The organism is Pseudomonas zanjanensis (assembly GCF_014268745.2).
Classification (GTDB): domain Bacteria; phylum Pseudomonadota; class Gammaproteobacteria; order Pseudomonadales; family Pseudomonadaceae; genus Aquipseudomonas; species Aquipseudomonas zanjanensis.
In genome coordinates this window covers 1,498,097-1,518,730 of the sequence record NZ_JABWRB020000001.1, presented here as the reverse complement: position 1 = coordinate 1,518,730, position 20,634 = coordinate 1,498,097, and the positions used below count along the sequence as shown (strand labels likewise).

The 20,634-nt window shown below is 61.9% G+C and carries 12 protein-coding genes and 2 pseudogenes; 4 read left to right on the top strand and 10 right to left on the bottom strand.

The genetic code is table 11. The features are described from left to right. Positions 1–4 precede the first annotated feature (4 nt). Positions 5–1,333: an alginate export family protein gene (locus HU715_RS06850; protein ID WP_186707398.1), complete on the top strand. Its 1,329-nt coding sequence runs from the start codon at positions 5–7 to the stop codon at positions 1,331–1,333. Between the two features lie 105 nt (positions 1,334–1,438). On the opposite strand, the pseudogene HU715_RS27615 reads toward HU715_RS06850, so the two are convergent. Continuing rightward, a pseudogene (locus HU715_RS27615) lies at positions 1,439–1,663 on the bottom strand (methyl-accepting chemotaxis protein); the annotation flags it as partial. A gap of 69 nt (positions 1,664–1,732) precedes the next feature. Further along, a pseudogene (locus HU715_RS27610) lies at positions 1,733–1,975 on the bottom strand (PAS domain-containing protein); the annotation flags it as partial. A gap of 628 nt (positions 1,976–2,603) precedes the next feature. Between HU715_RS27610 and HU715_RS06840 the strand changes: the two are divergent. Next, positions 2,604–4,091: an aldehyde dehydrogenase family protein gene (locus HU715_RS06840; protein WP_186707396.1), complete on the top strand. Its 1,488-nt coding sequence runs from the start codon at positions 2,604–2,606 to the stop codon at positions 4,089–4,091. Positions 4,092–4,273: 182 nt separating this feature from the next. Here the strand turns inward: HU715_RS06840 and HU715_RS06835 are convergent, their stop codons facing one another. Next, positions 4,274–5,212: an ABC transporter substrate-binding protein gene (locus HU715_RS06835; RefSeq protein ID WP_186707395.1), complete on the bottom strand. Its 939-nt coding sequence runs from the start codon at positions 5,210–5,212 to the stop codon at positions 4,274–4,276. A gap of 273 nt (positions 5,213–5,485) precedes the next feature. Continuing rightward, positions 5,486–6,442 (bottom strand): threonine dehydratase, encoded by a 957-nt coding sequence (locus tag HU715_RS06830; protein WP_186707394.1) that lies wholly within the window; start codon positions 6,440–6,442, stop codon positions 5,486–5,488. Positions 6,443–6,535: 93 nt separating this feature from the next. On the opposite strand from HU715_RS06830, the gene HU715_RS06825 reads away from it, so the two are divergent. Then, positions 6,536–7,339 (top strand): helix-turn-helix transcriptional regulator, encoded by an 804-nt coding sequence (locus tag HU715_RS06825; protein ID WP_186707393.1) that lies wholly within the window; start codon positions 6,536–6,538, stop codon positions 7,337–7,339. Between the two features lie 231 nt (positions 7,340–7,570). Here the strand turns inward: HU715_RS06825 and HU715_RS06820 are convergent, their stop codons facing one another. Further along, positions 7,571–8,335, bottom strand: coding sequence for an SDR family NAD(P)-dependent oxidoreductase (locus HU715_RS06820; protein WP_186707392.1), 765 nt, complete (start codon positions 8,333–8,335; stop codon positions 7,571–7,573). 307 nt (positions 8,336–8,642) lie between these two features. Here HU715_RS06820 and HU715_RS06815 point away from each other — a divergent pair, with 307 nt between their 5' ends. Further along, on the top strand, positions 8,643–12,818 hold the full coding sequence (locus tag HU715_RS06815; RefSeq protein ID WP_186707391.1) for a DUF5801 repeats-in-toxin domain-containing protein: 4,176 nt from the start codon (positions 8,643–8,645) through the stop codon (positions 12,816–12,818). 1,050 nt (positions 12,819–13,868) lie between these two features. On the opposite strand, the gene HU715_RS06810 is transcribed toward HU715_RS06815, so the two are convergent. The 5 genes from HU715_RS06810 to HU715_RS06790 form a co-directional block, all read right to left on the bottom strand. Then, complete coding sequence (locus HU715_RS06810) at positions 13,869–14,555, bottom strand: LuxR C-terminal-related transcriptional regulator (protein ID WP_437182501.1); 687 nt, start codon at positions 14,553–14,555, stop codon at positions 13,869–13,871. Positions 14,556–15,032: 477 nt separating this feature from the next. Then, complete coding sequence (locus HU715_RS06805; protein ID WP_186707390.1) at positions 15,033–16,406, bottom strand: TolC family outer membrane protein; 1,374 nt, start codon at positions 16,404–16,406, stop codon at positions 15,033–15,035. Between the two features lie 2 nt (positions 16,407–16,408). Further along, the gene (locus HU715_RS06800; RefSeq protein WP_186707389.1) at positions 16,409–17,734 is read right to left on the bottom strand and encodes an HlyD family type I secretion periplasmic adaptor subunit; all 1,326 of its coding nucleotides are present in this window, start codon (positions 17,732–17,734) and stop codon (positions 16,409–16,411) included. Next, a complete protein-coding gene (locus tag HU715_RS06795) occupies positions 17,703–19,487 on the bottom strand; it encodes a type I secretion system permease/ATPase (protein ID WP_186707388.1) in 1,785 nt (594 codons plus the stop codon). The genes HU715_RS06800 and HU715_RS06795 overlap by 32 nt, the downstream gene beginning before the upstream one ends. 168 nt (positions 19,488–19,655) lie before the next feature. Continuing rightward, positions 19,656–20,447 (bottom strand): GntR family transcriptional regulator, encoded by a 792-nt coding sequence (locus HU715_RS06790; protein WP_186707387.1) that lies wholly within the window; start codon positions 20,445–20,447, stop codon positions 19,656–19,658. Positions 20,448–20,634 lie beyond the last annotated feature (187 nt).

Below are 20,634 nucleotides of genomic sequence, written 5' to 3'. Positions count from 1 at the left end.
CACCATGGAGCACACACGCCGTACACCTTTGCTGCGCAACGCCATCGGTTTGGGCATCGCCCTGCTGGGCGCCGACTCATCGGCCCAGGCCTATGAGCTTTACGCCGACGAAGACACCACCGTCACCGGTAACTTCCTGGCGGTCTACGGGCTGTTCAACAGCCGCAAGAACTATGACGGCACCACCGGTGGTTCGAGCTGGCGCGAAGGCTTCATCAAGTATGGCCTGAGTATCGACCAGACACTCGGCGGCCTGGGCAGTGTCTACGGGACGGCCAATCTGGTCAGCTCCGGCACTTGGGGCGATGGCGATGCGGCCGGCCTGAGCGATGGCTCCGAACGCACCACCCAGTTCGACGAAGCCTTTGCCGGCTGGCGCTCGGGGGACTTGTTCCCGGCATTGGGCAAGGACGGTGTCGACCTGTCCTACGGCCGCCAAGTGATTACCCTCGGCGACGGTTTCATCATCAATGACGACGGCCTGAACCTGGGCAAAGGCGTGGCCGATGGCGAACTCAACCGCGGCGGCGCCTATTACCTGGCGGCCCGGCATGCCTTCGACGAAACCGCCGTCGTGCGCCTGGGCGGCAAGGACGGCGTGCATGGCAGCCTGATGTGGATCAAGTCCGACAACCGCGCCCAGGCCAACACCGAAATGGCCGCCGGCACCCTGGAATACACCGCCGCACCGGGCACCCTGGGGCTGACCTATATCCATGGCCTCGATGTCGACGACCGCTACGCCAGCGACTTCCAGAAACAGCGCGACGGCATGGACATCTACAGCCTGCGTGGCGCCGGCAATGCCGGCATCGAAAATGCCCATTTCTCCTTCGAGTACGCCTGGCAGGACAAGGACGCGGGCCCGGAGAAAGCCTGGTACGCCGAAGCCGGCTACACCTTCGCCGACCTGCCCTGGACGCCGGACCTGACCTATCGCTACAGCCGCTATTCCAAGGATTGGGACTCGATGTTCAACGGCCAGAACCGTGGCTACGGCACCTGGTTCCAGGGTGAAGTGGCGGGCAACTACGCCGGGCCCTTCAACAGCAACACCGCCATCCAGCACGTCGGCCTCAAGCTCAAGCCGGCGGAAAACGTGACCCTTGGCGCGCTGTTCTTCGACTACCAGACCCTGCACAGCCGCCAAGCGCTGAACCTCGATGCCCGGGAGCTGGACCTTTACGTGGAATGGGCGGTGAATGAACACCTGATCGTCACGCCGCTGGTGGGTCTGTACAAGCCTGAGAAGGATGCGGACAACGGGGGCAATCAGGTCGGCGGCAATGGCACTAACGTCTACAGCCAGTTGGTGGTGGCGGTTCCGTTCTGACAGGCCGACCGTAGGAGCTGCCGCAGGCTGCGATCTTTTGATTTTTCGCTTTCGATGCAAGTGTCTTTGGGAAGATCGCAGCCTCGTTGCACTCGTCAGCTCCTACTGCAACATGGTCTGGATCTGATGGGTTGCCTGCCGGGTGCTTTGCGCCAGCTTGCGCACCTCATCGGCCACCACCGAGAAACCGCGCCCGACATCTCCGGCCCTGGCCGCTTCGATCGCGGCGTTCAAGGCGAGCAGATTGGTCTGGTCGGCAATGCCCTTGATCACCCCCACCACCGTGGCAATCTGGGCGTAGGTCAACTGGTTCTGTTCCAGCATGCGCTGGTGGGTGGACTGGGCCGAGCGCTCATCGCTGATATCACGCACCGCACCGATGACCCGCACCAGTTGCCCATGGGGGTCACGTACCGCCCGACCGCGTTCGCGGCACCAGATGTAATCCCGGCTCTTGTGACGCATGCGGTATTCGAAGACGTATTCGCCGCTGCCCTGGGAACCGAGAATCTCGCGGTCGAAAATGGCCATGATCTTCGGCAGGTCGTCCGGGTGGGTGATGCCGACCTGGGCATCCCAGCCGTCGGGCAGGTCGTCAGGACCGTACCCCAGCAGCGCACGGAACTGACTGGAAAAACGCATGCCACTGGCCGGGTGCTGGAGATCGCCGTCGACCACGGTAATGTCCCAGCAGCCTTCCGTCAGGGTCGACTGCAACAGCTCCCAGATCTGCGTGTCCTGCCGATGCTGATGCAACCGCTGGCAGTGTTCATCCAGGCGAACCTCAAGCACCTGCTCCCGCTCGCGGGCTTGCTCCAGTTGCTGGCGAGCCAGGTGCAACTCATGCTCGCTTTGCTGCCAGCGCAAGGTTTGCGCTTGCACTTGTGCCTCGGCCTGGTGCAACCGCGCGGCGACGCTCGCCATTTGCCCCGCATACTGTTCAAGGACCGTCCGCAGTGGCGGATACGCATCGAGCATCGGCGTGGCCTGCCTTTCACCGGCCAGCACACGCTGCACCTGGGCAATCAACGCCAATTTCTGTTTGTTGGTCTGGAGAAACATCGCCCGCCCCTTTGCCCATCAAGTCAAAACCGAATCTGATCGCAAACCGGCCAGGCTGGCTTGTCCCTGGCTGCACAGGACCTTGCTCCTGGCTGCCAATCGCTCGGGCTGGCAGCCACAGACATACCGCGCGGCAGGCACAGTCAAGCCGGGCGGTGGCGCCGGGATTACCCTCGGGCTTTCCCTTGTTCGCGATCAGGAAACCCTCATGAGCGATATTGCCCTGCTGCCTCAGGTCGAAGCCTTCCTCGCTAGACATCACGCCCTGTTCATCGACGGTGGCTACGTCGAAAGCCAGAGCCGCCAGACGTTGGACGTCGTCAACCCCGCCACCGGCCAAGTCATCGCCCAGGTCAGCGACGCCGCCCCCGGCGACATCGATGCGGCGGTGGATTCGTCCCGTCGCGGTTTCAAGCAATGGTCGCAAACCGCGCCAGCGGTTCGCGGCCATGTGCTGCTCAAGTTGGCGGACCTGTTGGAGCGCAACCGCGAAGAACTGGCGCAGATCGAAACCTGCCAGTCGGGGAAGATCATCCACATCTCCCGGGCCTTCGAAGTCGACCAGGCCGCGCACTTCCTGCGTTACTACGCCGGCTGGGCGACCAAGATCGGTGGCGAGACGATCACCCCCTCGTTGCCGTCCTTCGCCGGGGAACGCTACACCGCGTTCACCTTGCGTGAACCGGTCGGGGTGGTGGTCGGTATCGTACCGTGGAATTTTTCCACCATGATCGCCATCTGGAAACTGGCCTCGGCCCTGGTCACCGGCTGCAGCATCATCATCAAGCCCAGCGAGTTCACCCCGCTGACCATCCTGCGCATCGCTGAACTGGCCATGGAAGCCGGGCTGCCGGCCGGTGCCCTGAACGTATTGACCGGTGGCGGCCAGGTGGGCAAAGGACTGATCGAGCATCCTGGGACCAATAAGGTGTCATTCACCGGTTCCGTGCCCACCGGCCTGGCGGTGGGCCAGGCGGCCATGGGCGCCGGGTTGACCCGTGCGACCTTGGAACTGGGCGGGAAGAATGCCGCGGGGTTCCTGCGTGATATCGATCCCGAGGTGGCGGTCAACGGCATCATCGAGGCGGGCTTCCTGCATTCGGGACAAATCTGCGCGGCGGCGGAACGGTTCTTCGTCCATCGCTCGCAGATCGAGTCGATCATGGACAAACTGGCCCAGCGCTTGAGTAAACTCACCATTGGCTCGCCCCTGGACGAACGCACCGAATTCGGCCCGGTGACCAACCACCAGCACCAGCACAAACTGGCGGAATTCTTCGCCAAGGCCCGCGCACAGAACAACACCATCGTCCATGGCGGCAAGCTGATCGAGGGGCCGGGTTGCTACGTCGAGCCGACCATCATCCTCGCCAACCGCCGCGACGACAGCCTGCTCAACGAAGAGACCTTCGGCCCGATCGCCACTTTTTTTCCTTACGACACTGAGGAAGAACTGCTGGAACTGATGAACGACACGCCCTACGGCCTCAGCGCCAGCCTCTGGACCAACGACCTGGGCAAGGCCCTGCGCATGGTTCCCGCCATCGAAGCCGGCACCGTATGGGTGAACATGCACACCCTGCTCGACCCGGCCGTGCCATTTGGCGGCAGCAAATCTTCCGGGATGGGCCGTGAATTTGGCAGTGCATTCATCGATGACTACACCGAACTGAAATCGGTGATGATCCGCTACTGAGCGACAAAAGGGCTCTGGGACACTGCCCCAGAGCCTCATTCACCACACATACATTGTGGGAGCTGAGCTTGCTCGCGATAGCGGACTGTCAGTCAATGATGATACCGACTGACCGAAAGCCTTCGCGAGCAAGCCCGCTCCCACGGGGCCTGCGGGTGAGTCAGGAAACGTGTTCGCGCGAGTTATTCGCCCAAGGCCTGGTTGAAGGACGTGTCGATAATCCCGGCGGTGGTCAGCGGGGCCGGCAGCGCCTTGACCTTGAACAGGAAGTCCGCCGTGCTTTGCAGGTCGGCGGCGGCCTGTCGGTCCACCGGGCCGATGCTCATGTGAGCCTGGCGCAACCAATGGCGCGAGACGTTCTGGTCGAGGTTGGCCTTTTTCGCCCACAGGTCCGCGTATGCGTCGGTGTGGGTGTCGACCCAGGCACGGGCCTGCTTCACCCGCCCGAGGAAGTCGGCAATGGCTTCGCGCTTGTTGTCGATGGCCGGTGTCGAAGCGGCAATGGCGCTGAGGCCGGGCATGAGGTTTTTCGCCGTCAGGATCGGCCGGGCGCCGGAGAACAGGATCTGCTGCGAGATGTAGGGTTCCCACACCGGAAAAGCATCAATGCTGCCCTGGGGCAAGGCCGCCGCCGCGTCGATCGGCATCAGCTTGATGAAGTCCACATGGTGCTCCGGCAGGCCGGCCTGCTCCAGGGCACGTAGGGTCAGTTGCTGGCTCCAGGCGCCTGGCCAATAGGCGACCTTCTTGCCCTTGAGGTCGGCGATGGTCTTGACCGGTGAGTCCTTGGGCACCAGCAGCGCGATGGTGTCCGGGTTCTGCCGCGAAACACCGATCAGTTTCACCGGAGCCTGTTTGGCAGCCAGGAACAGGAACCCCGAATCGCCGAGGAAACCCAGGTCCAGGTCGCCGGTATTCAGTGCCTCGGCCAGGGGCGCGGCGGCCTGGAAATGTTTCCAGTCGACGCGGTAGGGAGCGCCCTCAAGCACACCCGAAGCCTCCACCGAGGCCCGCACGTTGTAATAGTTCTGGTCGCCGACGTGCAGGACCAACGGCTCGCTGGCCTGGGACAACGGTGCGGCGAACCATGTGCTGAGGAGCAGAGAACGGAAGAACTTCATGAAGGCATTCCTGAATGGATTTCATAGAACATAACGCTCTTATAATCCCCACTAGAAATTCTTTTAACGCATAAGCTCATCGCCACAAAGCAGCCAGTGTCCAGGGTGCAACAATGCCGCAACAGACTGTTGGTTGGGTAACATCTCCTTGAAGCCACATTTCCCAGGCGAGCGCTTCGATTCTTCGGTCATGGATATACCCTCCAAAGCTATATCAATAACCGTAAGAAATAATCGATCTAAACTGAGTCCTGAAGTGCCCACCGCGCCGGCTCAACCGATCAACCTCGCATACATTGGCCGGTCGATATTCCCCCCGGTCAGAATCACCGCCACCTTTTTCCCCTGCATCGCTTCACGCTCCTGCATGAGCGCTGCCAAGGCCGCGGCGCCCGCACCTTCGGCGAGGTTGTGGGTGTCGGTGTAATACACCCGCATGGCCTCGGCAATTTCAGCGTCGCTGACCGCTACGATCCGCGCCGCAGCGGCACCGTAGATGGCCAAGGCCTCGGGAATGGGTTTGCGCACGGCCAGTCCGTCGGCAAAGGTATTGGCCGAAGGGGTTTCGCAAAGTCTTCCCGTTTCAAAGGACGACTTCGCCGCGTCGGCCTCGGTGGACACGACGCCCACCACGCGGGTTTCCAGGCCCAAGGCATCGCGGGCGGCGATGACTGCGCAAATCCCCGATCCGCAGCCTATCGGCACGTAGACCGTATCCAGGTCCGGCACCGCCTGGAACAGCTCAAGCCCGTAGGTCGCCACGCCCTTGACCAATTCGGGATGAAACGGCGGCACCAGGTAGAGTCCCTGGGCGTGGGCCAAGCGTAAGGCCTCTTCGCGGGCCTCATCGAAATCGCGGCCATACTCGACCACCTCGCCGCCAAAGCCACGCATGGCGTTGTTCTTCTCCACCGAGTTACCTTGCGGCACGACAATCAGCGCTTTCAAACCCAAGGCACTGGCCGCCAGCGCCAGGCTCTGGCCGTGATTGCCGCGCGTCGCCGTGACGATGCCTTTTGCCTCCGGGTGTTCGCGCTTGAGCCAATGCACGAAGGTCAGGCCACCGCGCGCCTTGAAGGCCCCGGTCGGGGTGTGGTTTTCATGCTTGACCCACACGGTGCAACCCAACCGTTCAGCCAGCAACGGCCAGGCGTATTGGGCAGTGGCGGGCATGAATTGATAGAGATGGCGGGCAGCCTGTTCAATGTCGTCGCGGGTCAGTGTGTGCATGGTGGGCCTCCAGGTTTTTGCCCAGTCTAATCAGCGCGCCATCGACGGGCTTTCAGAAAACTGACCTGACTTTCGGGCCCGCTCTTCACTACTATGCAGTCCATGAGCTCGCGAAACCGCCAACCGCCGCCCCCACCTGAACCGGTCCGTCGTATCGAGGCCGGTCCCTGGGCGATCGAATTGCTGCCCGGCTGCGCCTACGCCACTCGCTATGTCGCGGCCCAGTCAGCCATCGGCTTTGCCTTCGACAGCCAACGCGGCCTGCACGCCATCGGCAGCGACCGGGTCCGGCCGTTTGACGCGTTGCCCAACGGCCTGGCATTCGTTCCCGTCGGATGCGACGTGTTCTCCGAATCTCCCGCTGGCGGTGAATACCTGCGAGTCGTGCGTACCGACGGTATGGCGTTACCGGGGACGCATGCATTCAACAATCGCATTGACCCGCAGGCCATCACCCTTGCGTTGAGAATGCGCAGCGCGCTGTTGCGTGCAACCGCAGAGGACGATTGGGAAGCCTGGGCGCTCGGTTTGGCTGAACGCGTGATCGATCACAAAGCGTTTTCACCACGCCCTCAAGGCTCCATCACGGACAGCCGGATGCGCCTGCTCGACGACTTCATCGACGCCAGTCTCGACAGCCCGGTGGGGGTCCAGGCCATGGCGGGGCTGCTTGGCTTGTCCGAGGGTTATTTCATGCGGGCGTTCAAGCAGGCGACTGGCAAAAGCCCGCACAGCTACCTGATCGACCGGCGCCTCGCCAAGGCACGGGCGCTGATGCGTGACTCAACCGCCCGGCTGACCGACATCGCACACACCTGTGGCTTCAACTCCCAGGCGCACATGACCACGCTGTTCAAGCAACGCCTTGGCATCAGTCCGGCACAGTTGCGCAGGTAGTTGTTCGGGCCTGATACACCGTTATCGCGAGCAGGCTCGCTCCCACAAAGGTCGGCGGTGGATTCCGATCCCTGGAACGCCTCGAAACCACTGTGGGAGCGGGCTTGCTCGCGAAGACGGCGTTACATCCAACATCTTCACCAACTGACCCACCGCTTTCGCGAGCAAGCCCGCTCCCACAAGGTGACCGCGTTCGCTTCAAGTCATGCGCGTGCGCAGCACGATGCCCGACTAACCAGCGGTGACGGTCATGCCGCCGTCCGCCATGACCACCGCACCGACCACAAAACTCGCACGGTCCGAGGCCAGGAACGCCACCACCTCGGCAATTTCCTGCGGCTGTGCAGCCCGACCGATGGGCGCAGCTTCACCGTGCTGGGCGAGGAACGCCGGACCGTCCTCGACCACGTCATTGAGGATGTTGGTGACCACATCGCCAACCCCGATGGCATTGACACGAATACCCTGCTCGATGACTTCCAGCGCCAAGGTGCGCGTCAGTTGCGCCAGGGCCCCCTTGGAGGCGGTGTAGGCGGCAATGGTCGGGAAGGCAAAATAGGACGCGTAGGAGGCAATGTTGACGATGGCCCCCGATTGGTTGGGCATCATCGCCTTGACCGCTTCGCGTGAGTGCAGAAAGGCGGCGGTGGCGTTGACCGCCTGGATGCGTTCCCAGTCCTGGCGCGTCATGTCGATCACCAACTTGTTGATGATGATCCCGGCGTTGTTGACCAGGATGTCCAGCCGGCCGAACTGCTCGACGGCCAGGCCGACGGCGCGCTCGGCGGCGCCATCCGCGGTGATGTCGGCCTCCAGCGGCACCAGCCCCGGACGGGCCAGCTCATGGACGGCGGGGTTGATGTCTTCAGCCACCACCTTGGCGCCGCGGGCATGCAACAGCAATGCGACAGCCCTGCCGATACCACTGGCAGCGCCGGTGACCAGCGCAACCTTGCCATCGACTTCGTGGGGAATAGTGGGTTGGATATCGGTCATGATCGCTCTCCTGCGTGAGCGGGCAGACGAGACATTCGCCGGCCCGGCGCCCATGGGCGCTGTCGTTATCGACGGCTTCACTGTCTCCCATCGGCGGATGCCGGGCTTTCGCAGACTTGCTGGGACTGTCGCAGTCTTGCGCGAATCTATCCTCGCCGGCTCACGCCCATGGCCCCTACGCGGCATAGGCCGAAACTCCCACCCCGCCTGGGAGTATCAGCCGATGCCCAATTGCCCTGCGCTTCCCCATAGTTGCGGTCAATGGTCAACGGTCAGGCCTTGATGACCGCATGCTCTGGAGAAACTCATGACTATTCGCGAGCAAGACTCAGCACTGCTGAGCGATCCAGCCTCGCTATACACGGCAACCGCCAGCACCGGCCTGGGCGTCGTGGCAACCGGCGTCAATGTGACGCTGGATGAAACCGCCGGCTTGCAGAACGGCACCGCCACGCCGGGAGCGGCAACAGATGCGGATGACAACGACATCCTGGTCGCGTCCCTGCCCCTGACCTTCGCCAGTCGCCTGACTGCCCTTGGGACAGGAACCGCGACGGGCGCCGCCTTGAGCGGCTATGCCGGCGCCGTCGGGGATACCGGCAGCGATGCGTTCACGGTCAACGCTGCGCCAGGAGCGAGCATTACCAATATCAGCTTCGTCGACAGCACCGGTGCGCCGCTCGACGGTGTGGACAGCGGGTTGGATACGCTCAACGGCACCAGCATCCTGCTGTACACCGACACCAACGACAACATCGTCCTCGGCCGGGCCGGCGGGCCCGCCGGTGCAATTGTCTTCGCCGCGTACATAGAAGAAACCGCCACCGGCGGCAAGGTCTGGACCGTGCTCTACGAACCGCTCCAGCACCCGGTCAATACCAACCCCGACGATGCCGTCAACCTGCTGGACAAAGTCTTCATCGGCGCGAGCCAGGACCTGCAGTTCAGCCTGGCCAATGCGCCCTCCGGCCAGAACCTGTTCCTGATGTTCACCACGGCGAATCCGACGACGGAACTGGTGGACGGTGTCCTGCGCATCGCCGAACCCACCATCATCGCCACCGGCAAGAACCCGGCCGACCAATCCAGCGGCGTCAATATCACCACCGGTGACACGATCAACACCAGCCAGGCCGGCGGACCGACAACCTTCGGTACCAATAACCAAATGATCGTGGAACAGGAAGGCATCCGTTTCACCTTCGTCACCGGTGCCAGGCAGGATGTGACCATCCCCAACCTGGACCAGAACGAAGCGGACGTGGAATCCAACATCGACTTCACCGACGTCTTCGATACGAAGATGGCCAACTTCGATGTCGTGCAGTTGCAGGCCGGCAAGACGGCCGTGGTAAAAATCAGCGCGTTCAGCACCGCCGCAGAATCCGGGGTGAATTTCGTCAATGGCTACACCGGTGACACCTCGGTGGCGATCAGCAATGTCCGGGTCACCAACATCAGCACCGGGGTGGTCATCGAGAACTCGGACGGCTCTGCCAATGATCCGGGCATCGTCATCAGCTTCGCCTCCGGGGTGGCCACCATCACCGGCGTCAAGGCCGGCTACCAGATCGAATACACCACCACGTCAAACCACAACCGCGTACTCATCGAGAACGGCGCGGCCCTCGACGCCAAGGGCACCAACCACGCCGACTTTGATATCGGCGGCTTCACCCTGGTCCAGGCGTCTGTTACGAAGACCGAGATCGGCTCCCAGATGGTTTTCGAAGACGATGGGCCAAGCATCGGCAATACCGGCACCGAGCCCACCCTGACCGTGGACGAGACGCTGTTGGGCAGCGATGCCACGCAGAACTTCGCCGCCAACTTCACCTCCGCCTACGGCACCGACGGTGCCGGCACGCTGACCTATGCCCTCGGCATGGTGGCCGGTGATTCCGGACTGACCGACACGGCCACGGGTGAGGTGGTCAACCTCTCGCTCAATGGCACAACAGTGGAAGGTCGCACCGCCACGACCAACCTGTTGGTGTTCACCGTCAGCGTCGCCACCAATGGCGATGTCACCCTCGACCAACTCCGCGCCGTGGTGCATCCCGACACGACCAATCCCGACGACGCCCAGAGCCTGACCTTGGACAACCTGGTCACGCTGACCGCGACCAAGACCGACAGGGACGGCGACAGCGTTCAAGCCACACTCGACATCGGCCAGAACCTGGTCTTCGAGGATGACGGGCCAAGCATCAGTACCACCGGAACCGAGCCCACCCTGACCGTGGACGAGACGCTGCTGGGCACCAATGCCACGCAGAACTTCGCCGCCAACTTCACCTCCGCCTACGGTGCTGACGGAGCCGGCACGCTGACCTATGCCCTCGGCATGGTGGCCGGCGCCTCCGGTCTGACCGACACGGCCACGGGTGAGCTGGTCAACCTCTCGCTCAGCGGCACAACGGTAGAAGGTCGCACGGCCACCACCAACCTCCTGGTGTTCACCGTCAGCGTCGCCACCAATGGCGATGTCACCCTGGACCAGATCCGCGCCGTGGTGCACCCCAACACCACCAATCCCGACGACGCCAAGAGCCTGACCTTGGACAACCTGGTCACGCTGACCGCGACCAAGTCCGACAAGGACGGTGACAGTGTCCAGGCCACACTTAACATCGGCCAGAACCTGGTCTTCGAGGATGATGGGCCGAGCATCAGCACCACCGGCACCGAGCCAACGCTGACGGTGGACGAGACGGTATTGGCGACCAACGCCATGCAAAACTTCGCCGCCAACTTCGTCTCCGCCTACGGCGCCGACGATGCCGGCACGCTGACCTACAGCCTCGGCGTGGTGGCGGGTGCTTCCGGGCTCATCGACACGGCCACCGGCGAGGCGGTCAACCTCTCGTCCAACGGCACAACGGTAGAAGGTCGCACGGCCACCACCAATCTGCTGGTGTTCACCGTCAGCGTGGCCACGAATGGCGATGTCACCCTCGACCAGATCCGAGCGCTGGTACACCCCGACGCCACCAATCCCGATGACGCGACGAGCCTGGCGGACAACCTGATCACGTTGATCGCGACCAAGACCGACAAGGACGGCGACAGCCTCCAGGCGACGCTCAACATCGGCCAGAACCTGGTGTTCGAGGACGACGGCCCTTCGGTCGCGTTCGGCAACCTGATCGGCACCGGCAGCGTGCTGCCACAATACGGTTTCTGGGATCAATCGGCCGGGGCCGATGGGCTGGGTGCAATGGGCCTGGACATCACGTTGGTCAATGGCCAGTTCACCCTGGTCCGGCCCGACGATACGACCACCACCGGAACCGGCACGCTCACCGAACAGGCGCCCTCGCCGGACGGCGACGGTGCGTACCAGTTTGCCGGGACACTGACCGGCGACTTCGACAACAACGCCACCACCGCCGACACCAGCGTCGACTACACACTGACTGCCTACGCCAACGGCAGCTATGCCCTGGACCTGGTGCAAGGCTTCAGCTCCACCCTCGTGCGCAGCAGTGCCGACGGTTCCCTCGATGCCGGCGGCCCTGATCCGGTGCGTACCTTGTTGATCCCTGAGACCAACAATCCGGCCATTCCTTCGGCGTCCGAGGAAATCGTGTTCTTCTCAGCGAAGGCACTCGCCTCGACCACGGATATCCTCGCCGGTATCGGACTCGGCGCCCCCGACCCCACCGAGGCCACGCTGCAAACCACGCCCCTGCCGTCCTACATCGACCCGACAGCCATGAACGTCAGCACGTCCGGCATCGGGGTCGGCAACAACCTGCTGCAAGGGGACAATCTGGCGGCGATCGGCGCTGCCGATGAAAGCTTCGTCATCAACCCGGAGAGCCTGGTGACGGGCATGAAAATCTTCATCGACAACTCGGTGGCCGGCTACAACACCGCGACCGAAGATCTGTATTTCCGGATCTACTACGAAGACGGCACGTTTTCCAACCTCACCGAGGTCAACACCCTGACGCCCGAGACTGGCGGCCAGGTGTCCTTCGAGGTCGAGCGCGAGGGCACGGCGATGATCGATGCCGTTCAGCTCACGATGGGCCGTGGGGCGATCAAGATTCCGGTCATCCAGTTCATCCAGGAAACCGAGAACCTGGCCAGCGATGTGCAACTGTCGTTCAACGCGACGCTGACAGACAAGGATGGCGATACCGCGACCAGTGCGTTCGACGCCAACCTGTTCGCCAACAACACCGCCGATGCGCTCTTCGACTACACGTTGGTGGGCACGGGCGGTGAGCGGGATGCCTTCAACATCGACCTGACCTTCACCGAGAACCTGTACCAGGTTGCGGGCTTTGATGTGAGTCAAAACCTGCGAGACACGCTGGTGCTCAATGGTGATCAGGGCGCCGTCATCCAATCGATCGACAACAATGGCGCAGACAGCATCGTGACAGTCGCCGAGACTGGCGGGCAAATCACGACCATTACCTTGCTGGGCGTCGATCTGCTGGGCAGCGACGTGGTCTTCGGCAACGCCTGAAGCATCGCGCGCGTGAAAGATGCGAGGAGGGCCTGGAAACCCTCCTCGCCTCGTTTTTCAGGCCTTTTCCTGTTCACGACGAAATCGACTCACCCTCCAGAAGAATCTGTGTCGAACATAATTTTTCCCCTCTGAAAATCCAGTGTGGGAGCGGGCTTGCTCGCGATGAAGGTGGGTCAGTTTGCAGCAATGGCGCCTGTGCCGCCGCCTTCGCGAGCAAGCCCGCTCCCACAGTGGAGTTGTGGTGGGTCAGGATTTTCAGCTACACCGCCGAGCCCCTGTGGGAGCGGGCTTGCTCGCGATGGCGGTGGGTCAGTTTGCATCAATGCTGCCTGTGCCGCCGCCTTCGCGAGCAAGCCCGCTCCCACACAGGCTTTTGGTCGTTTATGAAATTTGTGTCCACCGCAGATCCCTGTGGGAGCCGAGCTTGCTCGCGATGGCGGTGGGTCAGTTTGCAGCAATGCTGCCTGTGTCGCCGCCTTCGCGAGCAGGCTCGCTCCCACACCGGTTTTTGGTCGTTTATGAAATTTGTTTCCACCGCAGATCCCTGTGGGAGCCGAGCTTGCTCGCGATGGCGGTGGGTCACATCAATGCTGCCTGTGCCGCCGCCTTCGCGAGCAGGCTCGCTCCCACACAGGTTTTTGGTCGCTTATGAAATTTGTGTCCACCGCAGATTCCTGTGGGAGCGGGCTTGCTCGCGATGGCGGTGGGTCAGTTTGCAGCAATGGCGCCTGTGCCGCCGTCTTCGCGAGCAAGCCCGCTCCCACACAGGTTTTTGGTCGTTTATGAAATTTGTGTCCACCGCAGATCCCTGTGGGAGCGGGCTTGCTCGCGATGGCGGTGGGTCAGTTTGCAGCAATGGCGCCTGTGCCCCCGCCTTCGCGAGCAAGCCCGCTCCCACACAGGCTTTTGGTCGTTTATGAAATTTGTGTCCACCGCAGATCCCTGTGGGAGCCGGGCTTGCTCGCGATGGCGGTGGGTCAGTTTGCAGCAATGGCGCCTGCGCCGCCGTCTTCGCGAGCAGGCTCGCTCCCGCAGATCAGGGATCGCTCAATCCAACTCCACCCAAGTGGCCTCAGGGGGCTCTTCATCGTTGGTAAGCCCATGCTTAAGCGCATACATCAGCAAATCGATACGGTTAATGAGATCAAGCTTCTGATAAATATTGCTCAGATGGTTGTGCACGGTGTGCTCGCTGATCCCCAAACGCCCGGCAATGCTGATGTACTTGGCGGACGGATCCCCCACGATGGCGCGGATCAATTCTTTCTCGCGCAGCGTCAACCGAGCCTGTTTCGCCTGCTCCAGATTGCATTGAGTGATGGCATGGCCGATGGAGGCATAACCTGAAAGCCCTCCTGCCCAGGCCCTGTCCAGCCCGATATCGCGATGATGCACCTTGACGATGGCCTGGATGATCGAATCGGTCGGGTCTTCGGCCAGCACAATACCGCGTGCGCCCGCCTCGATCGCCTGGGCCACGGGAACGGCCTCATACAACCCCTTGAGCACGAGCACTTTCATCTCCGCGCTGCGGGTCAACCCGGCGACAACTTCCAGGGGATTCAACGCATCGGGAAAGAAGCTGAAAAAGATCACGTTGGGCCGCAACTGATCGGCAAGATCCAGCGCATGGGTATAGGTCGAGGCTTGGCCGCTCACTTCCATCTGCGGCTTTCTGGCATTGATCAAGTCATGCAGCCCCCTGAGCACGAGAGGACGACAATCGATCAGCATCACGCGTATCGTTTTTTTATTCTCCGGCCTCATATCGATAACCCCCACGCACGGCAAACCAGGGTGTTCACTGGATGCTCTGGCGGGGGGTGCGTGCATTTCAAGAAGCCGGACGAAACCATCGAGACAACCTGAACAGGAATAATTATCAACCACTTACACATGATAATGTGCTCCTTTCGAGCTCGTAGGCTGAGTCTAGGCCAGCCCAGCGCAGCGCCGGCCACCCACTAACCCGTGGCCGGCCGAAACTTGGCGCCGAACGTCTGGCCAGCCTGCGCAAAAGGTGCAGAAATACCCGTTAAATCAGTTCGTTACGCTAGGCGTGAGAAATCGGCGAGCCTGCCGAGGCTGGAATACAATCGTCAATTAATCGACGAGTGGTACGCAGTTAGACACCACAACAATACAACTTAAAAACAACGTCAAAAAACCGCCTACCAGCCGACCAGATGCCCGTCCGCAAACTTGCCTTGCTCAGCGAAAGTCCTGGCCGGCGCTGCCGGGACTCAACCAGTCATTCACATGCTCAATGCTTTCGGTCGGTGACTTTCCCGCCCAGCGGTTCAGGATCAACACATTGCTGAGAAAGTCGTATTGGGTTTTAAGCAGATCCCGTCGAGCCCGGTATTCATTGCGCACGCTGGCCAGGACATCGACGGCGTTGACCATCCCATAGCTCAGCGCTTTTTCCGCCGCCACCCGGGATAGCTGGGCCGACTCCAGGGCCAGCCGGTTCGCACCGATTTTTTCGCCATTGGAATTGGCGGTCAGGTACGCGTTGGTGATCTCCTTGACCACCCGGCGCCGAGTCGCTTCCAACTGCTGCTCGGCGACCACTTGGTCCTGATAGAGCCCACGAACTCGCGCCGAGGTGGATCCACCGCTGTACAGCGGAACCTGGATCCCTATCCCGGCGACATAACTGTCCGTGCGGGGTGCCAGGGAGTTGTTGTAGCCCTCATTGGTCTGTTGGGCGCTCAGGTTCAAGCTCAGGGTTGGATAGTGCCCGCCCTTGCCACTGCGCAAGGCCGCACCCGCTGCTTCGACGCCGCTCTCGTTGGCCTTGAGCGCCGGATTGAGCGCCATGCCATCGTGTACCCAGGTTTCCAGGCTGTGTGCCGAGACTTGCAGCTCAAGGTCGTCACGAATCCGGTTGAGTCGTTCCTTGACCGGCCGACCGACAATCTCTGCCAGCGCCTCGCGACTGAGACTGGCCTGGTTGCGGGCATCCAGTTCCTGGGCCGAGAGCAGATCCACCCGAGCCTTGAGATCGAGTTGATCGGTGATCAATGCCAGTTGCTTCTCATACAACGCGTCGATCCGGTCCAGGCTCTTCTGAGTGGTTAGCCGCTCCGCCCGCACCAACTGCAATTCATCCTCGGCCGCCAGCGCGGTGAAGTAGCGCCGGGCCAATTCCACCGAAGCCTCGGCCTGGGTATCCAAGGCCTGGGATTCGGACTGCCTGGCCAGGCTCTTGAACTTCTGATAGTTCTCCCAGGCGGCTTTGTTGTAGAGGTACTGACGCATCACCAGGCCGTAGCTTTCGCTATCGAAACTGCGCTGCACCAGATCGCTATCCTGGTGAATCCGGTTCGACCCGGCGTTGAATGACAATTGCGGCAAGAGCGCGCCCATGGCCTCGCGCTGATGTTCCTGACCCGCCTGCGCTTGCGCATAGGACGCCAGTATCTGCGGGTCCTCCAGTCGTGCCTCGCGGTACAACTGCATGAGGTCGGTGGAGAACGTCGAGGCGTATACCCCGGCGGGCGTTGCAACCTCGGTCTGCGCCAGGAGCGTACCCGCTACGAGCATCAATGCACTGCCTAGCAAAGCTGTCGACGCGGCCATGGTCATTCCTCGATCATCGATTGGGAAAAGGCATCGCGAGCCGGCTGCATCAGATACTGCAGCAGTGTGCGTTGTCCGGTGATAATCAACACGTCCGCCGGCATGCCCGGCAACAACTTGCGCTCTCCCAAAGTACGCGCGCCCTCCTCGGTCACCCGCACCCGCGCCAGGTAATAGGCCACTCCCGTCTTTTCGTTAGTCGTCCGGTCTGCGGACACGCTGCTGACCTCGCCTTCGATCACTGGCGTGGTGGCGCTATTGAAGGCGCCGAAACGAATATCGGCACGTCTGCCGATTGCAATGCGATCGATATCCACCGGCGCCACCTGCGCCTCTATGACCAGGTCAGACACCGACGGCACGATATCGAGCAAGGGCGTCGCCGGGCGCACGATTCCGCCAATGGTGTGCACCGTCATGTCGATCACCATGCCCGCGTCGGGCGCCCGGATGACAACACGTGCGAGCCGATCCTCCAGCGCCGAGGTTTTTTCCTGGAGGTCGTAGATCCGGGCCTGGATCTCGGCCAATTGCTTGACGACGTCAGCGGTGAAATCCATGTCGACTTGCAGGATCTGCAGCTGTGTTTCGTTGATCTGCAGCCGCGTCCTGTCGATGGTGGAGCGGTGCTCGGCAACCTCCGAACGCAGCAGTCCCAACTTGCGCTCCTGGTCGAGCAACCGCTGCTTATCAACGAATCCCTGCCTGAGAAGATCGGCCAACTCACCGATTTCGCCGCTGTAGGACCTCTCCAGGTGAACCTTGGAACCGACCATCGATTCCAGCCCCTTGATCTGCTGGCGGAACTGGCCGACGCGTTCGCGCAGCACCGCAATTTGTCCCAACCGTGAACCTTGTCGAGCACTGAATACCCGGGTTTCGCCCTGGCGCGCCTCCACGCCGCGCAAACTGTCGGGGTCGGCAATGTCGCCAAAAACGATCGCCGGCAAACCGTCGCGCTCGGCCGCGAGCCTCGCCTCCATGGCCCTGGCCGCGATCAGTTGGCCCCGGGCCATTTCGTATTCGAAGCGCAGTTGGGCGTCATCCAGAATGATCAGCGGATCATCGCGTTTGACGACGTCGCCGTTATGGGCATGCAGCGCTTTGACGATCCCGCCTTCAAGGTGTTGGACGGTTTTTCGATACGCCTGCACCGTGACGACGCCCGGCGCATAAGCGGCGCCGTCGAGGGGAGCAACGGCCGCCCATGTGCCGAACAGGCCGAAGACCAGCGCGATGATGACAACGCCCAGGCGACGAATTTTGTGATCGGAGGTAGGTAGGTCGGCGAAGCTCTCAGATTGACGAATGGGCACCATAGGGTTCATCGGAATCACCCTTGCCGGTATCGACCGAAGCCGTGCCGGTGCTTGCGGGCACGGCTGGCATCTGTGCCTGCTGTCGCTGCGCGTTAAGTTCGGCCAGGACATGCTCCCGTGGCCCGTAGAGACTGATGACCCCAGCGTTCATCACCAGGAGCCGGTCAAGCTGCGACACGATGTTGGTGCGATGGGTAATGACAAACAGCGTCGCGCCGGTCTGCCTCAACTGCTGGATCGCTGCCGCGAGGGCGCGGTCACCGACGTCGTCGAGATTGGAATTGGGCTCATCGAGAACGATCAGCCGTGGGCTGCCATACAGCGCCCGGGCCAGTCCGATGCGCTGGCGCTGCCCTGCCGAAAGCATGAGGCCCTCGCTGCCGATGACAGTGTCGTAGCCATCGGGCAGTTGCAGGATCATCTCGTGAACGCCTGCGACCCTGGCCGCCTGGATCACCTGCACCGGATCGACCCCGGCAAAGCGAGCAATATTTTCACCGACGGTGCCTTCGAACAGTTCAATGTCCTGGGGCAAGTAACCGATATGGGGCCCAAGCGCATGTTTGTCCCAAGCACTGATGTCGGCGCCATCGAGCCGAACCACGCCATGCTGCGCAGCCCAGACCCCGAGCAAGGCCCTGGCCAGGGTCGACTTTCCCGCCGCACTGGGGCCGATGATGCCCACCATGCAACCGGCGGGTGCGCTGAAGCTGATGTTCTTGAGGATCGGTGTCCTGGAACCGGGGGCCGCGACAACCAGGTTCTCGACCTGCACGTGCCCTTGGGGCACCGGCAAAGCCATGCGCTCGGGCTGCGCCTGCTGCTTATCGAGAATGTCATTCAGGCGGCTGTATTGAGAGCGGGCGGAAATAAAGCCCTTCCAACTGCCAATGATCAGGTCGATGGGCGCCAGCGCACGCCCCAGCAATATGGACCCAGCGAACACCAGTCCCGCCCCGACCTGATGGTCCACGGCCAGGTAGGCGCCCAGGCCCAGGATTAGCGATTGCACCAGGATGCGGAAGGTGCGCGACAGGGTGCTGATGATCGCCCCGCTGTCGCTCGCCGCCGATTGCAGCAACAGCACGTTGCGTTGCCGCCGGCCCCAACGATCCATCAGGGTTTCAAGCATGCCCATGGACTCGATGACTTCGGCGTTGCGCAGGTTCTTGGTGGTGTGGAGTGTCGCGCCGATGTGCTCTTTGTTGGCCTGGGCCAGCACCGGCCCCGTCAGTCGTTCGTTGATGAAGGCCAGCGCGAGCAATGACAGCGCGCTGGCCGTCGCCACCCAACCAAACCAGGGGTGAAACAGGAACATCACCGCGATATAGATCGGCAACCAGGGCGCGTCGAAAAACGCGAACAAACCGTTGCCGGAAAGAAACTGCCGCAACCCCGTCAAGTCATTGAGCGATTGCGCCGAGGCGTCCATGCCGCCGCTTTCCAGGGCCCGTTTGAAGCTGGCCCGGTAGACCTGGCGACTGAGCAGCACATCCAGCCGAGTGCTGACCCGAACCATGATGCGCGAACGGATCCATTCCAGCGAACCGAGGGTCACCAGCAATGCGGTCATGATCAGCGTCAGCATGGTCAGGGTCGTGAGACTCCCGCTGGTGATCACTCGGCCATAGACCTGGAGCATGTAGAACGTGGGGACGAGCATCAGCGCATTGATGAAAAAGCTGAAAAACCCAACAGAAATGAAGCTGTCCCGGCAGGCTTTCAGTGCTTTTTTCAAGCTGTTTTCAGGTGCGCTTCGCATTGAAACCCCCTGCTCGGGTGACCCTCCTCTGGAGCTTAGATCATGCCGGACAACGGCGTGTCGCAATTAGCCAGATTGTTCAGCTCGCCGGACCCGGGCCCTGCAGGGCACACCGAGAAGCTCATGGAAAAAACGCCGGGTTGCGATGACGACAGCGCCTCCAATGCGTCAATGATCGCTATGAACGCTATTGACCCGACTGTCCGCCAGCTTGAACACCACGCGCTGGGGGTGGTTGATCGAGACCAGGTATTCCACGGGCTGCCCTTGGCGGTCGAAGATCACGCCCCGGTAGACCAGCGCGGCCGTCCCGGGCTCGACGTCGAGCAAGCGCGCCTCCTGGTCGTTCATCGTGGCGATGCTCAGCGTGCCCTCGTCGCTTTCTATTTCGATCTGGTAGCGCGCTAACAACAACGCATACAACGAGGCGCCCTCGATCAGGTCGCCCGCCACCAGTTCCGGAGCACGGGCGGCCGGAATGTAGCTGGTCTCGATGCAGAATGGCTTTTGATCCACGGTGCGCAGGCGCCTGATGGTCAGCAAGGTGTCGCCTTCCTGGATCTTCAGCAGTTTCGCCACCCGGGCACTGGCCTGGGTTTGCTCGAAGTAGAGCAACTTACTGCCCGGCTTGGCGCCCGCTTGCTCGACCACTTCGGCGATGCCTTTGCGCGCCACGGTATTGAGTGGCCGCTCGACACCTGGAGCAGTCACGAAGGTGCCACGGTTGCCCCGGCGCTCCAGGATCCCACGATCGATCAGCGCCTGCAGGGCCTTTCGCAGCGTCATCCGGCTGATGCCCAAGTGCTCGGCCAGGTCCCGTTCCGCCGGGATCCGCTCGGTTGGCCCGAACTCCGGGCGCTCCAGCATTTCCAGCAGCGCCTGGACGGCCTGCCAGGCCACCTGCTTGCGTTCGGGCGCCAGGAGCGTCACGTCGGAGGACTTGGAAGGAAGCATTTTCATGGTCTACATCCTGGATTTATTTTTTCTGCCACGGCGTTGCAACAACACCCACCGGAAACCGTCGCAAACCCGCCAGCTTAATAATGAGAACAAAAAAACCGCCCAGTGCCTACTCTGAAAAACGCGCTGGCAGCGTATTAGACCATGGGGAAAAAGCCTTGTAATGGTATTTTTGGTGGTATAGCTT

Bases quoted from the DNA above. Each gene is read 5' to 3' on its own strand.
- HU715_RS06820 (WP_186707392.1), bottom strand. From the start codon at position 8,335: ATGACCGATATCCAACCCACTATTCCCCACGAAGTCGATGGCAAGGTT.
- HU715_RS06795 (WP_186707388.1), bottom strand. From the start codon at position 19,487: ATGCGAAGCGCACCTGAAAACAGCTTGAAAAAAGCACTGAAAGCCTGC.
- HU715_RS06850 (WP_186707398.1), top strand. From the start codon at position 5: ATGGAGCACACACGCCGTACACCTTTGCTGCGCAACGCCATCGGTTTG.
- HU715_RS06790 (WP_186707387.1), bottom strand. From the start codon at position 20,447: ATGAAAATGCTTCCTTCCAAGTCCTCCGACGTGACGCTCCTGGCGCCC.
- HU715_RS06800 (WP_186707389.1), bottom strand. From the start codon at position 17,734: ATGAACCCTATGGTGCCCATTCGTCAATCTGAGAGCTTCGCCGACCTA.
- HU715_RS06835 (WP_186707395.1), bottom strand. From the start codon at position 5,212: ATGAAGTTCTTCCGTTCTCTGCTCCTCAGCACATGGTTCGCCGCACCG.
- HU715_RS06815 (WP_186707391.1), top strand. From the start codon at position 8,643: ATGACTATTCGCGAGCAAGACTCAGCACTGCTGAGCGATCCAGCCTCG.
- HU715_RS06810 (WP_437182501.1), bottom strand. From the start codon at position 14,555: ATGCTGATCGATTGTCGTCCTCTCGTGCTCAGGGGGCTGCATGACTTG.
- HU715_RS06825 (WP_186707393.1), top strand. From the start codon at position 6,536: ATGCAGTCCATGAGCTCGCGAAACCGCCAACCGCCGCCCCCACCTGAA.
- HU715_RS06805 (WP_186707390.1), bottom strand. From the start codon at position 16,406: ATGGCCGCGTCGACAGCTTTGCTAGGCAGTGCATTGATGCTCGTAGCG.
- HU715_RS06830 (WP_186707394.1), bottom strand. From the start codon at position 6,442: ATGCACACACTGACCCGCGACGACATTGAACAGGCTGCCCGCCATCTC.
- HU715_RS06840 (WP_186707396.1), top strand. From the start codon at position 2,604: ATGAGCGATATTGCCCTGCTGCCTCAGGTCGAAGCCTTCCTCGCTAGA.